Raw genomic sequence first — 14,780 nt, 5'->3', positions numbered from 1 at the left:
AGGGGCGGCCCTGAGTTTGGCTGAAGCAGGCGGCCAACTTTTCCACGGGCAGATTGGGAAGGCAATGCTCCTTGAAGAGGCCGGCCCAGGAGGCGTCCAGCATGGCTCTGCGTTTGGGGCCGAGATAGGCCCAGGGGTCGAACAGGGGGAGTTGCTTATTGTCACGGATTCGAATCATTGTATTCCTATTAATTATTTGAATTAATTATGGATAGTAGCATAAATCCGATCCTGCGGCAAGCATTATTCCCTATAAAAACAACAAAAAACCGGCCCTGATTGTGGGGGCATTAATCCCGGAAACTTTTTGCCGGGCCATCAAAAATAGTAGATTGGGTAGAGCTTGCAGAACATTTCAAAAGAAGGCTGCCCAGTCTTCGCCGGAATAATGATCAACGCCGAAAACATACGTGCGAAACCCAACAAATGATTTTCTGTTCCTATCACTTTATTTCATCCGTGCAGATCGTCATCCCCGCAAGGGCGATCCGGTTTTCAGGATCGTCCGCAAGCGGGGACCCAGTGTCTTTATGCGTCTCCCCCCGCCCCATGACTTTGTTACAGGCAGCCTGGCAAAATCAGCGCATGGCCCTTTTTGCCGCCCATTTATCCATAGGCCGCATCAACGCAATTTACGCCTTCCGCCCGTTTTTCCTTGACAGAGCGCTAAAAAAAACCTTATAGCCAAGCAAAATTAGTCGTTACGGACCCTTTGGGGTTAAAATGGGAAAGCGGTGCAAATCCGCTGCGGACCCGCCACTGTAAGTGAGGACGAAAGCTGCACAAGCCACTGTTTGCCAAGGCAAATGGGAAGGCGCGGCAAGTAGGATGATACACGAGCCAGGAAACCTGCCGTAACCGTTGCCGTTCCATTCGCCTTCGGGTCTAAGGCGGGATGCGGATTCGTTATATCCGTGATCTTCGCTTTGTAGGGCGCATCATGCCCTGCCTGTTCCCCGACAGGCAGGGCTTTTTTGTTTTGGATCATGGAACCTGCTGTTTTTAAAGCCATATTTTTCTGGGCATGCATGGCGCATTGCATAGCCGCCTTATCGTCATTTTTTTCAGCGAACAAACTGGCAGAATCCTTTGTGGGGTTGGGCTTTCTCCTGGCCGGAATTTCATGCATTCTGCGCCTGATGAAATGGCATCCGCTCCTGGCCTTGTATCAGGCGCCGTATTTTGCGGTCTGGGCCTTTGCTGGCATTTGCCTGTTCCGCTCTTTCACTGATAACAGGGAGCGCAGGCTGTTTTTCGTTATGCTGGCCGCACTATCCCTGCTGGCCTTGTTCTTCCCCAAAGACCATTACCTGCCGTTTCTCCGGACGAGAACCATTTTCGCCTTTTTGTTCATGCTGTTGGGCGCAGGCGCCCGGGCGTGCTTTTTCGCCGCTGCGGGCGTTGCCGGCGCCTGGCTGATTTCCCCTGAGGGAGAACACCCGGCCAAAATAGCCAAAGCCTCCTGGCGCAAGTGGACGGTCTGGGGCTTTGCCTTGTTCACGGCGTCCATGTTCAGCGGGGAGTTATGGTCCTACCTGGGATGGGGCGCCCCCATAGTGTGGGAGGATCCGGCCGTCATCGCGGGCATGGTCGTATGGTTTTATTACGCCCTGTTTCTGCACCTGGATCTTTTACGCTTTTTTGAAACGCATCGCATCGCCTGGGCTGCCGTGTTTGGGGCGGTCATCGCCTTTGTGTTCGCTTGCTTACCGGATATGGGGAGGTTTTTTCCGCCGACATGGATGCCTTGATAAAAAAAATATGGCATGCCCTGGCAAGCGTGCGTCTTACCTTCGTGTGCATGACCTGCCTTTGCGTGTGCGCCGGAATCGGATACTTTCTGATCAGAAGCCAGGTGCATGTGTTCAAGCCCCTGCAGGACCTTTCGCTAATATCATGGGCCAAAACCTGGGGGCTGACCCATATCTCCGTGACGTGGTGGTTTTTCCTCCTGCTGGCTTTGCTGGCTTTGCTCTGCCTGAACACCCTTGTGTGCACCACGGACCGGGTGAACGCCATCTGGCGCAACCGGAAAAGGCTCCCGAGCCGGACGTCCCTGGTTTTGCGCCTGTCTCCGCACATCATGCACTACTCCCTGATCATCATCCTGGCCGGGTATCTGACCAGCTACATCTTCGCCAATACGGTGACCAGCCTGATCCTATTGCCCGACCGGCCGACCAGGGTGGAAAACACGTCCATAACCATCACCCTGACCGGCTTGCAGACCCGGACCTATCAGGGAAAGCGCATGGCCCCCTTTGACGGCCGCGCCATCAACGCGACCGCGTCGCTCCTTTTTGAGGATTCCAAAGGCCGAACCAAAACCGCCCAAGCCGGCATTAACCGCCCCGCCCGGTTCCAGGGCCTGTCCGTGCACATGGCGGAGTTTGCGCCCCGGTCCGAAGGAGGCATGGTTCGGCGCAAATACGCGGGATTGACGGTCCGCCAGGACCCCGGCATCCCCATTTACTATGCAGGCATGGCCCTGTTCGTTCTGGGCCTGATTTTTTACGTTTTTTCCATCACCCCCTGGGGTGAAAGGCATATGCGGGGTAGTTATGCTTAATTTTAAAAACAAAATATTGATCTTATCTACTTTTATCTTTACAGCCCTGCTTTTTTGCACGGGCTGCAACTCCTCGTCCGAAGCCTCCATCCAGGAGAAAAATGCGGAAAAAGCCGCGCCCACGCCCGCCTCCTTTCTGGCCCTGGGCGAGTTTTCCGTGGAATACCTGGAGGACGGCTACGTAAAGGTTCGGGACGGCGCCAAGCGGGAGTTTTTGCTGGTTCCCCGGGGCAAGCCCCCCTTGGAGGGCTTTCCCAAAAGCCGGATTGTGGAAACTCCGGTGCGCAGCGTTGCCGCCTACGGATATTTTGACATCTCCATCCTCAAGGTCCTGGGCGTTATCGAAGACGTGCTGGTGGGCGTGACCGCTCCCAAGGACGAATGGGTCATCCCGGAAGTGGTTCAAGGCATGGAATCCGGCAAGATCGCCTTCCTGGGAAGCTATAATTCCATAGATTTTGAAGTGCTTAAGAAAACAGGCCCGGAAATGGCCATGACCTGGGATCACTCCGTCATCCCCATTTTGGAGGACCTTGGCATTCCGTGCCTCATCACCTCCACGCCCGTGGCCATGTGTTTGAACGCCAAAATGAAATTCGTAAACTTTTTGGCGCCCTTTTTCGGAAAGGAAACGGAAGCCTCGGAATATTTCGGCCAGGTGGCCGGAGTCCTGCAGGAAATCGCGGAAAAAGCCGCCCAAGCAGAGGAACACCCCAAAGTCATGTGGGGCGACATCTACGAAAAACGCGTGCTGGTGGAGCCTGGCAACGCCTGGGTGGGCGAATTGGTTGGCCTGGCCATGGGCGATTATGTGTTTGACGACGTGTTCGGCGCTTCCTGCATAGAAATTTCCATGGAACGATTCCTCACAGGCGGCGAAGACGCGGAAATCCTCTTTACCTATCGCACGCCCTTGACGGGCGCCACGTCCAAGGAAGCCCTGGCTAAAACCAATCCGTCCATGTCGGCCATACAGCCTTTGCATGCCGGCAAAGTGTTTGCGCCTTTGCCGCATTATTCCCAATCCGGGCACAAACTGGACGAAATCTTGCTGGAGATCGCCGCCATTGTGCACCCTGATTTGTACCCTAATTATGAACGGAAATACTTTACCGAACTGCCCGAGAAAGACGCATAGATGGAAAATTTTGCACAAATATCCAAACAACGGTGGACCTCCGGGTTTATTGGCTTGTCCGCCGCCTTGATGGCCGTCTTATGCGCCAATATATTTCTGGGCTCGGTGAAAATCGACTTCAGCCAGGCTTTGCACATCATCATGAGCGGGGACGACGCAAGCACGCTGGGAACCATCCTGTGGAAAATCCGCATTCCCCGGGCCCTGGCCAGCGCCATGGGCGGCGCCTACCTGGCCATAGCAGGGCTTTTGCTCCAGGTGTATTTCAGGAATCCTGTGGTGGGGCCGTATATCCTGGGCATCTCCTCCGGCGCCACCCTCATGGTGAGCGTAGTCATGCTTACGTCCCTTCAATTGGGGCTGACCCAAATTGCGCCCTATCTCACCACCCTGGCCGCCTTTGCAGGAGCCTACGGCGCCATGATGCTGGTCCTGGCTGCTGCGGCGAAAATTCGCCAGGGGGTGACGCTGTTAATTTTAGGCCTCATGATCGGCTACCTTTGCCATGCCGTGACCAGTATTTTGGTGGCTTTCGCCGAAAAGGAGCAGGTCAAGGGCTTTGTTTTGTGGCAATTAGGCAGTTTTTCGGGATTTCATCAATCCGAAATATATATTTTGTTTTTTGGTGGAGGGGCTGTCGCGTTCGGCGTGTATCTGCTTTCCAAGCCCCTCAACGCGTTCTTGCTGGGTGAGGAGTATGCAGCTTCCATGGGAGTGAATATTCGCTTGTTCCGCATCCTCATCCTTTTGGCGGCCTGCGCCCTCGCCGGAATGGTGACGGGCATGGCCGGTCCTGTAGCCTTCATAGGCCTGGCGGTCCCCCACATGGCCAGGCTGGTTTTCAGGACCTCGGATAACAATGTACTGGCGCCGGGGGCGGCCCTGTTGGGAGCAGTGGTCACCGGTGTTTGCGACCTCCTTGCCCGGCTGCTGTTCTCACCGGTGGAATTGCCCATATCGGCCATCACGGCCTTTTTCGGCGCGCCCATTGTTATCGGACTACTGTTGCGCAGGAGGGTGGTCTCATGAATGGTAAACCCGATGCAGCCATTTTTACTCAAGACCTCTGTGTGGGTTATGGGAACAAGGAAGTTCTTTACGGCCTGGATCTTTCTTTTCCGCCCGGGACATTTACGGCGCTCCTGGGTCCCAACGGGGCTGGTAAAACCACCCTCCTGCGCACGCTGGCGCGTTTGCTTCCCCCTGTCAGAGGAAAAATCCTTCTGCAGGGGAAAAATTTATACGATTACTCCGCCTCGGCTTTGGCCAAACGGCTTTCCGTGGTCCTGACCGAAAAGGTCAACCCCGGCGTCTTCAGCGTGTTTGAATTCGTCTCCCTGGGACGCCACCCGCACACCGGATTTATGGGCCGGTTGTCGGGACGAGACCTGGACGTGGTCAGGGAATGCCTGGAATGGGTCAAAGCAGCAGACTTGGCCCACCGGCAAATGGGAGAGCTTTCCGACGGAGAGCGCCAAAAGGTTTCCATCGCCCGAGCCTTGGCCCAGGAGCCGGAAATCATTCTTTTGGACGAACCCACCATGCACCTGGACTTGAAACACCGCATGGAAGTCATGGGCATTCTGCGCCAGCTTTGCCGGGAAAAAGGGCTGGCCGTGGCCGCCTCCCTCCACGACGTGGACGTAGCAGCCAGGGTATCGGACATGGCCGTGTGCGTGGCAAAGGGCAGGGAGGCCCGCTCCGGCCCCACGGAACAGGTGCTTTCAGAAAACCGGGTGGCCGAACTTTATGAATTCGAAGGCGCCAGCTATGACGCGAGCCTTTGCACATTGGAAATGCGCCCCAAAGCCAGCCGGGAAAAGGTTTTTGTAAACTCCGGCATGGGGAGCGGGGCCGGTCTGTTCCGGCTCCTTTCCAAGCACGGATTTTCCCTGGCCGCCGGAGTCGTGCACGCCAACGACCTGGACTGCTTTGTGGCTTCCGCCATCGGAGCCGATTGCTTTATTCAAAGCCCCCAGGAGCCCGTGGGCGGCGACTCCCTGGATAACGCCCTGAAGTCCGCACTCCAAGCAGACTTGATTGTGGACGCCGGTTACGAAATCGGCCCGGCCAACCAAAATAACATCCGGTTGATCCAGGCGGCCCTTTCCGCCCACAAGTCCGTGTTCTCCCTGCGCTCCAAAGAGGACGCACAGACAATTTACGGCAAGGATTCTTCGTCCATGATCCTGTGCAACAGCTCCACCGAACTGCTGGAAAAGCTCCTGGCCGCCAGCCGGCCCGGGCTGCATGGAGAATAAGCATGGAAAACCGCCCCATCAAATACCTGACCCTATCGGTTACCGGCAAATGCAACCTGGCTTGCAAATATTGCTACCGGGGCGAACCCAACAACGACGTCATGAAGCCCGAATGGGCGAAAACGGCCATTGACCTGGCGGCCGCCCACGCCGAGAGCTTTCATGTTCAAATCACGGGCGGAGAGCCTTTGCTGGCCTGGGGCGTTGTCCTGGAAATTCTCGAATATATTCAAAAATCAGAGGTTCAGGCCAGCGTGGGCCTGCAAACCAACGGAACGCTTATTGACGACAGTATCGCCCAAGCCTTGCTTGCCCATAAGGTCCAAGTGGGCGTTTCTTTGGACGGCTCCATCACCCTTCACAATAGATTACGGGGCGAGGCCGAGCAGACATTGAACAGCCTGGCCCTCCTTACCGATTATAGCGTTCCGTTCCGCACCACCACTGTCGTTACTGCGGATAACGCCGCCAGCTTGGGCAAAACCGCCCTGCTTCTTTCCGCGTTCCCAACCATCCAGGGCATGGCTTTGGACCTTTTAGTGCGTAAAGGCTCGCAGCCGAAATCCGGGGTTTTTCCGCCTTCTCATCAAGCGCTGGTGGATGGGCTTGTGAATTTGAAGCGCTGCCTTGACTTTGTAAACGCCCGCAGAAAAAGCCCCATCGTCCTTCGGGAGGCCGAGAGGCTGCTTCACCCTTCTTCAACCCGAAAAACAAAGGCCTATTGCCGCGCTCAACTGGGGCAAAGCCTGGCTGTGAGTCCTGACGGCGGGGTGTATCCTTGCGGGCAAACCATTGGAGATCCGGCATTTTTTAAGGGAAGCATTTTAGAGGGCGCAGCGCCGCCTATATGCACGGCGCTTATCAAGCATTCCATCTATCGGGAGTGCCGCACCTGCGAAGCCAGGGAGGTTTGCCCGGGGGAATGTCCCTCCCGGCTTTATTACAACAAGGAAACCGGGGCGCCTTTATCCTGCGTTATGACACAAACCCTTTTCAAGCTGCTTAAAAAGGTTTCGGCCGCTTAAAAAACTATCAGGGAAAACTTATGAGCCAATTCAACCTTAGCTACTTCAGCGCCACGTCCATGGAGATCCAATCCTTGTCCGGAGGAATTCAACGTTTTCTGGACCAGGGCGGCCAGGCCCGGGTTTTCGCCCGGACCCAAAGCCAGCTTTTCGACCAGAGGCAAATTGATTCCTTTGTCAAACGCGCCATGGCTTCCGATATCGTTATCATAGGCCTCCACGGCGGAAAGCAATCCTGCCCGGCCTGGGACGCCATGGTGGAAGCCATGGAACAGGAGGACGGGGTCAAGCCCCTGCTCCATGTCCAGCCCACCGGCGGAGACGAAGAATCCATGGCTCTGGCTCAGGAATACTCCACCCGATTCGACTCCCCGGAATGGAAGGATATCTGCGCCTATCTATCCTACGGCGGCGCCATGAATTTTTGCTCCCTTATGCGGTATCTGGAAGCCTTTCTGGACAAACGGGCGCCTGATGCGCCTTTGCCCGAGGTCTTGCCCCAGGAGGGAATATACCACCCGGATTTTCCCGGCATCCCCTCCATTGAGGAATATAAGGAGAAAAAGATCCGCCCGGGCAGGCTGACCGTGGGCCTGTGGTTTTATCAATCCTATTGGGTGAACAACAATCTGGCCTATATTGACGCCATTATACGAGAGATAGAGCGGCGGGGCGCCAATGTCATTCCGGTGTTTCACCAGCGCTTCAAAGACGTTGTGGTTAAAAACCGGGGCTCGGATTACGTGGTGGAAAAATTTTTCATGGAGGACGGAAAATCCGCCGTCGACGTCCTGATCAACCCCATGATGTTCGCCCTCACCATGGTTTCCAAGGAGTACGAAAAACTCTATCCCGCCATGAACGTCCCGGTCATCCAGGCTATGATGACCATGCAGCCCCAGGAGGTTTGGCGGGAGTCGATCCAGGGCATGAAAACCATGGAGGTCTCCTACAATGCAGCCCAGCCCGAATTTGACGGCGCCCTCATCACCGTGCCCGTAGCCAGCCGGGAGGAAGAGGACGTTGACCCGGTTACGGGGGCCCTGCTCAGCCGGTACAAGCCCATTGAAGACCGCAGCAACAAAATGGTTTCCCTGGCGCTCAACTGGGGCAGGCTTTCCAAATTGAAAAACAGCGAGAAAAAGGTCGCCATCGTCTTTCATCACTACCCGCCCCGAAACGACCGGATCGGCTGCGCCCGGGGTCTGGACAGCTTCGAGTCGGTCAAGCTCATGCTGGACAGGATGAAGAACGACGGATACCAGGTGGAGGAATGCTTTAAAAACGGCCAGCAACTGGCCGAACGCATCCTGGGCTGCATGACCTGCGACCAACGGTGGCTCACCTACGATAAAATGGCGGAACGATGCCAGGCCTTCGCCTCGGACAAGGAATACAATCCCTGGCACGAAAATCTTCCCGCCGCCATCCGGGAGAAGCAAACCCGCGATTGGGGAAAAATCCCCGGAGAACTCTTTGTCTACAAAGAGCAAATGATGTTTCCGGGATTCGTCAACGGCAATGTGTTCGTGACCATCCAGCCGCCCAGGGGCTTTTTCGAAAACACGGAAGCCATCTATCACGACATGCACCTTTCTCCGCCCCATCACTATCCGGCGCACTACCGATGGATTAAAAACGTGTTCAAGGCCGACGCCGTCATGCACATTGGCAAGCACGGGTCCCTGGAATGGCTGCCCGGCAAGGCTCTCGGCCTGTCCGAGGAATGCTATCCCGACTCGGCCATCATGGATCTGCCCAACATCTATCCGTACATCATCAACGATCCCAGCGAGGGCGCCCAGGCCAAAAGGCGTTCCTATTGCTGCATAATCGACCACCTGACCCCGGTCTTCACCAACGCGGACTTGTACGAAGACCTGACCAGGGTGGAATCCAAGGTCAAGGAATACGAGGACGCCAAAAAAGAAGATCCGGCAAAGTGCGATGTGCTCAAGCCTTTAGTCTGGGAAGCGGTTGTGGAAGCGGATTTGGACAAGGACCTGGAGGCGGCGGAGGAAAGCGTTTTTGCCGACTTTGACGCTTTCCTGGAAAAGCTCCATGCCTACATGCACGAGCTTTCCGACACCATGATCGAGGACGGCCTGCACACCTTCTCCGTTCCGCCCCAAGGCGAGCAGTTGGTGGAGTTCCTTGTCCAGCTCACCCGCCTGGATAATGGGGACGTCCCGTCCTTGCGGGAGTCCGTGTGCCAAACATTAGGCTGGGACATGGACGTGCTATTGGAAAACAAAGGCCAAACCCTGCCTCAATACAACGGAAAAACTGGTGGAGACTGCATTCGCCAGGCTCACGAGACCGCCCTGGCCATGGTGGGGAATTTCCACAAGACCGGTTTTGATAAAAACGCCGTCCCTTCTATTGTCGAGGACGCTGTTGGCAAGCGCGACCTCATGCTGGAAAAAACCCTGGCATACATCGCCGGGTCCCTGGCGCCCAATATAGCCCGGACTACCGAAGAAATGGACGCAACCATGGCCGGCCTCAACGGCGAGTTCGTTCCGCCGGGCCCCTCCGGCGCGCCCTCCAGAGGGCAGGCGGACATATTGCCCACGGGCCGCAATTTTTATTCCGTGGATCCCCTGACCATCCCCACGCCCGGCGCCTGGGAGGCGGGGGTGCGGCTGGGCGACGCGCTCATTGAACGCGCCCTGGAGGAAACAGGCAAATATCCCGAAAACGTAGGCATCATCATATACGGCGGCCCTACCATGCGATCCCGGGGGGATGACATCGCCGAGATCCTTTATCTGTATGGTCTGAAACCTGTGTGGGCCAAGGGAAGCGGCAGGGTTGCAGGCCTGGAGGTCATCCCTTACTCGCAATTAAACAGGCCGAGAATCGACGTCACCCCCCGGACATCGGGTTTTTTCCGGGATTCCTTTCCCAATCTCATGGAATTGCTGGATGAAGCGGCCCAAATGGCCGCCGCCCTGGACGAGCCCGAGGAATCCAACCTGATCCGCAAGCACGTGGTCACGGACATGCAAACCTATATGGAATCCGGCATGAGTAAAGACGAAGCCTTTCGGGAAGCCACGTTCCGGGTATTCGGCTGTCCTCCCGGCGCTTACGGCGCGGGCGTTGCGGAACTGGTGGAATCCAAGCAGTGGGACACGCAGAACGACCTGGCCGCCAACTACATCCGCTATTCCTCCCACGCCTATGGAAAAGGAACCTACGGCGCTCAAAAGCCCGAAACCTTCCGCAGGGTCTTATCCCGCATGGACGCCACCGTTAAAAATGAGGACTCCCGCGAGTACGACATGATGAGCTGCACGGATTATTACAATTATTACGGCGGTTTGATTGTGGCGGCCAAAACCGTCCGGGGCGAGGCGCCCTTGTCCTTAATGGGGGACAGCTCCGACCCGAGACGGGTAAAGATGCGCACCACGCAGGAGGAGGCCAAGCATATTCTCCGGTCTCGACTTATCAACCCCAAGTGGCTGGACGGCCTCAAACGCCACGGATACAAAGGCGCCGGGGACATCTCCCACATGATGGACGTCATGCTGGGCTGGGACGCCACGGCGGACGTTATGGACGACTGGATGTACGAGCGGGTCGCTAATAAATACGCCCTGGACCGGGAAATGCAGGATTGGATGAAAGAGGTCAATCCATACGCCTTGCAAAACATCCTGGACAAGCTGCTGGAGGCCATCAAACGGGGCATGTGGAACGCCTCGGACGAAATGGAGGACGCCCTCATGCAGGAATATCTGGATATCGAGGGCGAAATTGAAGAACTGACAGAGTAATCCCGCTGGAGGGATTCGATACATAAGGATTTGATTGATGCTCATGGACAAGTATTATGACGGCATGGAACTGCACCGGAAGGATAAAATCCTGTTTGTCCGGTTTACCTCGCCCCATCGGGTCGTTTCAACATGCCGGGCCGGCGGCGGCCTGGCCGACGATTATGACGGCATCTACAACCAGCAGGGCTGCGAGCCGACAAACCACATGCACGCCGCGCACAAGACCGCCGTGGACGATCCCGCCGAATACCGCAGAATGACGTGCGAACAACACGGCCTTGGCTCGGATAAGTGGGCCACTTTAGGCACCGCCGCCAACATGAACTGCGCAGCCGTGGCCGTGGAGTCCTTTCGCGGCCTTAAAGTGGTCGCCGCCTGCACCGGCGGCGTGGAATCCAACGCAGGCCGGGTCGGCGATCCGGCTTCCTTTTTGGAGACCGAAACCGGCCACGAAAAGCTGGAAGCGCCCCAGCCGCCGCCCCACGGCACCATCAATACCATGATCTGCATTAACAAGGAGCTTGCCAGGGGCGCCATGGTCCGGGTGGTCATGACCGCCACGGAGGCCAAGACCGCCGTATTGCAGGAGTTGGCCGTCAACTCCCGATACTCCGACGGCCTGGCCACAGGCACCGGCACGGACCAAATCGCAGTGGCTTCCAAATTAAACACGGGCAAGCCCCTGACAGGAGCAGGTAAGCATTCCAAATTGGGCGAATTGATCGGTCTGGCCGTAAAAAAAGCGATCAGGCAAACCCTTTTGCAGCAAAACGGCATGAGCCCGGAGGGGCAACGCTCCTGCCGCATCCATTTGCAGCGTTTTGGGGCAACCAAAGAATCCATGCTCCGGGGAATGGGCGCATGGCTGGATGACGCGGACCAGCGCCTGCTTAAAGACAATTTTTCGTGCATGGACAAAGATCCGGCCGCCGCCGGCGCCATCATGGCTTTGGTGCATCTTCAAGATAAATACGCCTGGGGGCTTTTGCCGGAAACCTGCCTGCCTGAAATCATGGGAGGCCAGGCCGCGTTGGCCGCGTGCTCCGTATCCGGCGATTTTTCCAAATTCAACGATTACCGGAACGAACTGGCGCCTTGTTCCGGCGGCATGACCGGTCAAGAGTTTCTGGACTTGGCGCTCAAGGCTTTAGGGTTTGGCTTTCGGGATAAATGGACTGATGCACGGCGTCCTCAAGCTGGCGCCGGGGATTAGACAAGTAAGCGGAAAAGCAGGCTATAGAGGATGTCTCCTCCGGATCGCCTGCTTTTCCACCCAGGGTTTTCCGGCGTCTGCAAACCGCTCCCAGGCGCCGGAAAACCCATATCATATTACAAAGGCTGCACTGAATGAACAAGTTTTGGGAATGCAGCGCGTTTTTTGTCGCCTTTAGCCCTTTTTTATGGGGTCCTTTCCCTATCGGGGCTTTGAAGAATTTAACAAACACGGAGCCCCGGTTATTGTATACTTGTGGGGAGCGCACGACCTGAAAAGCCGCTTCGACCATGCCGTCTCGCTGGGCGCTTTCGGGGTAAGCTGCGATAACCCATTGGAACTGCTGCCTTACGTCCGGCCTCTGCCGGCGGAAAGGGTGAGCGGTTGCAACCATGAATACAGGAAAAAAAACAAACATGACTCACGCTTTAAGAATCGGGCTGATTCACCTGAATGTACAATATAAAGAGCCGGAACAAAACCGGGCCGCTTTGGTCGAACTGAACCGCAAGGCGGCGGACCATGGCGCTAAAATCATCGTGAATACGGAAATGGGGGTGTCCGGCTACTCATTCACCGGCAGGCAGGACGTTTTTCCCTTTGCCGAGCCCTTGTCAGGCCCTAGTGTTTCAGCATTGGCCCTCATCGCACGGGAAAACCAGGCCTATATCGTGGTCGGCATGCCTGAAAAGGACGAAAGCACAGGCATTATGTACAACAGCGCCGTGGTGATCGGGCCGGATGGCGAGGTAATATGCACCTACCGCAAGGTAAACGGCGAGGCCCGCTGGGCCTGCCCTGGGTCCGAAAACCAAAACCCGGTTTTTAAAACGCCCTGGGGCAGGGTGGGCGTTTTGATTTGCTCGGACGCCTATTACGGCCTCATGCCCCGTACGTTGGCTTTGCAAGGCGCGGACCTGGTGGCCGTTCCCTCTAACTGGCCTCCTTCCGGCATGGACCCGGTGGACCTCTGGCGGCTTAGAGCCTTGGAAAACGGATTCGCCATGGCGGTCTGCAACCGCACCGGCAAGGATCGGCTCATGGATTGCGCGGACGCTCAATCCTGCGTCATTGACCATAAGGGCAAGGCGCTTTTAGTGGAATCCAGCCAGGATTCCGCCGTGTTTGTCGCGGATCTCCCTCTGCTGGAAAACGGCAAACTGGCTTCCAGCCGCAGGCGTAAAATCATGGAGCAAAGAAAGCCCGGATATTACGGAGAAATCTATCTGGATCTCAGGATGATCCCGGACCAGACCGACTGGCTGAACCTGCCCAAACCCGGAAAAATAAGGGTTTCCGCGCTCACCGGCGGCGATATTCCAGGCCTTTTGCAAACCGTCTTAATGGGCGGCGGCGATGCGCCCCGGCTGGCTGTTTTACCTAAGAATTTTACACAGGACAATCCTGTTGAATCTCTAAAGAACCTGGCCAATGAACATAACATGGCTGCGGCCGCCCTGTTGCAGGAAAACGGAGCGCCGGCCATGGCAATCCTGGCTGAACCGGGAAAAATAGCCCAAACAGCCCCGTTTTCCAGCCTGGCTCAAAATCCCGATGAACCCTTGCATACTGTGGATTTCGGCCCGCTCAGGATGGCCTTTTTGGAAAAGGAGGCTCTAAAACACCCCGAGGTTTCGGTTTCCCTGGCCAAGCAAGGCTGCGACCTGGTTGTGGTTTCCGAGGAATGCTTTGCCCCTGACGACTACATGCTCATGGGCGGCAGGACCCTGGACCGCCTTGCCCTGGCATACAGCTCCCATGACCAATCCGGGGTTATCCTCCCGCCGGAAGGCCACGGCCCCTGGACGGTCAATTCCCAGGATGAAACCGGGGCCGCCTCCATTGTTCTGGATACAGCCAGCTTGCGGACCAAGCGCTTTCAGGAACGAATCAATTACTCCATTTTATTGAAGAAACATAACCATCAGGAAGAATAGTGATGAACATTCCCATTATATTGGCGGCATTCGGAACATCCACCCGCGCCATGGCCGCGTACGACGACATTGACGCTTATTACAAAAAAACCTTTCCCGGCCACGACATCCACTGGGCCTTCACCTCCCGGATGGTGGCTTCCAAGCTTCGTAAAAAGGCGGGCCGGGAGGTTTTGCATCCGTACCAGGTTTTCGACCTGTTGAGCCAGGCTGGTCATGAATGGGCGGTGCTGCAATCGTTGCACCTCACTTGCGGCCACGAGTTCTATCGACTAGTGGACGACGCCAAATCCGGCCTCATCAGAATTTCCATGGGCCTGCCGCTGCTTTCCTCGCCCGAGGATTGCATGGAGGTCGCCGGGATTCTTGAGCCCCTGTTCCAAGGCCCCAAGGATCAGGCTGTGGTCCTGGTGGGCCACGGCACGGACCATCCGGCCTGGAGCATGTACACGGCCATGGCCAGCGTCTTGAGAAAGACTTACGGCGAAAAAGCCTTTGTGGGCGTTGTGGAAGAGGGCATTCCCGAGCAGGAGGACGTGGTGCGGGAGGTCAAAGACAAAGGGTTCAAACGCGTGCTGCTGGCGCCCTTCATGCTGGTTTCCGGCGTGCATTTTGAGGAGGATCTGGCGGGCGAGGAGGATTCGTGGAAGTCAGCCTTTGAGGAACAAGGTCTCCAGGTGGAGCTGCATGCTCAGGGCCTGGGCCGAAATCCCAAAGTGACTTCCCTGTTTTCCCGGCATACCATGGGCGCCCTGGACATGGTTCAACCTTCTTAAAAAAACCATCAAGGGGAGGGCGGCCTTCTTTTGTCGATCCCCATCTTATCCATTCTGGATCGCAAAGCGCCGG

Annotated in this window: 10 protein-coding genes and 1 riboswitch; all 10 genes read left to right on the top strand. The window is 56.4% G+C overall.

Annotated features, from left to right (window positions below; all coding sequences use genetic code 11):
* Positions 1 to 687: 687 nt before the first annotated feature.
* A riboswitch (cobalamin riboswitch) is annotated at positions 688 to 871 on the top strand.
* 220 nt (positions 872 to 1,091) lie between these two features.
* A complete protein-coding gene (gene ccsA / locus BUE18_RS17790; RefSeq protein WP_170868400.1) occupies positions 1,092 to 1,751 on the top strand; it encodes a cytochrome c biogenesis protein CcsA in 660 nt (219 codons plus the stop codon).
* Positions 1,739 to 2,569: a cytochrome c biogenesis protein ResB gene (locus BUE18_RS17785; RefSeq protein ID WP_073477527.1), complete on the top strand. Its 831-nt coding sequence runs from the start codon at positions 1,739 to 1,741 to the stop codon at positions 2,567 to 2,569. Before ccsA ends, BUE18_RS17785 begins: the two co-directional genes overlap by 13 nt.
* Positions 2,562 to 3,707, top strand: coding sequence for an ABC transporter substrate-binding protein (locus tag BUE18_RS17780; RefSeq protein WP_073477526.1), 1,146 nt, complete (start codon positions 2,562 to 2,564; stop codon positions 3,705 to 3,707). Before BUE18_RS17785 ends, BUE18_RS17780 begins: the two co-directional genes overlap by 8 nt.
* Positions 3,708 to 4,736 carry a FecCD family ABC transporter permease gene (locus BUE18_RS17775; RefSeq protein ID WP_073477525.1) on the top strand — a complete coding sequence of 343 codons (1,029 nt, stop codon included), beginning with the start codon at positions 3,708 to 3,710 and terminating at the stop codon, positions 4,734 to 4,736.
* A complete protein-coding gene (locus BUE18_RS17770) occupies positions 4,733 to 5,968 on the top strand; it encodes an ABC transporter ATP-binding protein (RefSeq protein WP_073477524.1) in 1,236 nt (411 codons plus the stop codon). The genes BUE18_RS17775 and BUE18_RS17770 overlap by 4 nt, the downstream gene beginning before the upstream one ends.
* A 2-nt stretch (positions 5,969 to 5,970) precedes the next feature.
* Positions 5,971 to 6,993, top strand: coding sequence for a radical SAM/SPASM domain-containing protein (locus BUE18_RS17765; RefSeq protein WP_073477523.1), 1,023 nt, complete (start codon positions 5,971 to 5,973; stop codon positions 6,991 to 6,993).
* A 20-nt stretch (positions 6,994 to 7,013) separates the two neighbouring features.
* Complete coding sequence (gene cobN, locus BUE18_RS17760) at positions 7,014 to 10,778, top strand: cobaltochelatase subunit CobN (RefSeq protein WP_073477522.1); 3,765 nt, start codon at positions 7,014 to 7,016, stop codon at positions 10,776 to 10,778.
* A gap of 37 nt (positions 10,779 to 10,815) precedes the next feature.
* Positions 10,816 to 11,994 (top strand): adenosylcobinamide amidohydrolase, encoded by a 1,179-nt coding sequence (locus tag BUE18_RS17755; protein WP_073477521.1) that lies wholly within the window; start codon positions 10,816 to 10,818, stop codon positions 11,992 to 11,994.
* Between the two features lie 416 nt (positions 11,995 to 12,410).
* Entirely contained in the window at positions 12,411 to 13,931 is a 1,521-nt protein-coding gene (locus BUE18_RS17745) for a carbon-nitrogen hydrolase family protein (RefSeq protein ID WP_073477519.1), read from the top strand.
* 2 nt (positions 13,932 to 13,933) lie between these two features.
* Complete coding sequence (locus BUE18_RS17740) at positions 13,934 to 14,707, top strand: sirohydrochlorin cobaltochelatase (RefSeq protein ID WP_073477518.1); 774 nt, start codon at positions 13,934 to 13,936, stop codon at positions 14,705 to 14,707.
* Positions 14,708 to 14,780 lie beyond the last annotated feature (73 nt).

Origin of the sequence: Desulfatibacillum alkenivorans DSM 16219, from assembly GCF_900142135.1 — a bacterium.
Lineage (GTDB): Bacteria > Desulfobacterota > Desulfobacteria > Desulfobacterales > Desulfatibacillaceae > Desulfatibacillum > Desulfatibacillum alkenivorans.
This window is presented reverse-complemented; position numbering and strand designations above follow the sequence as displayed.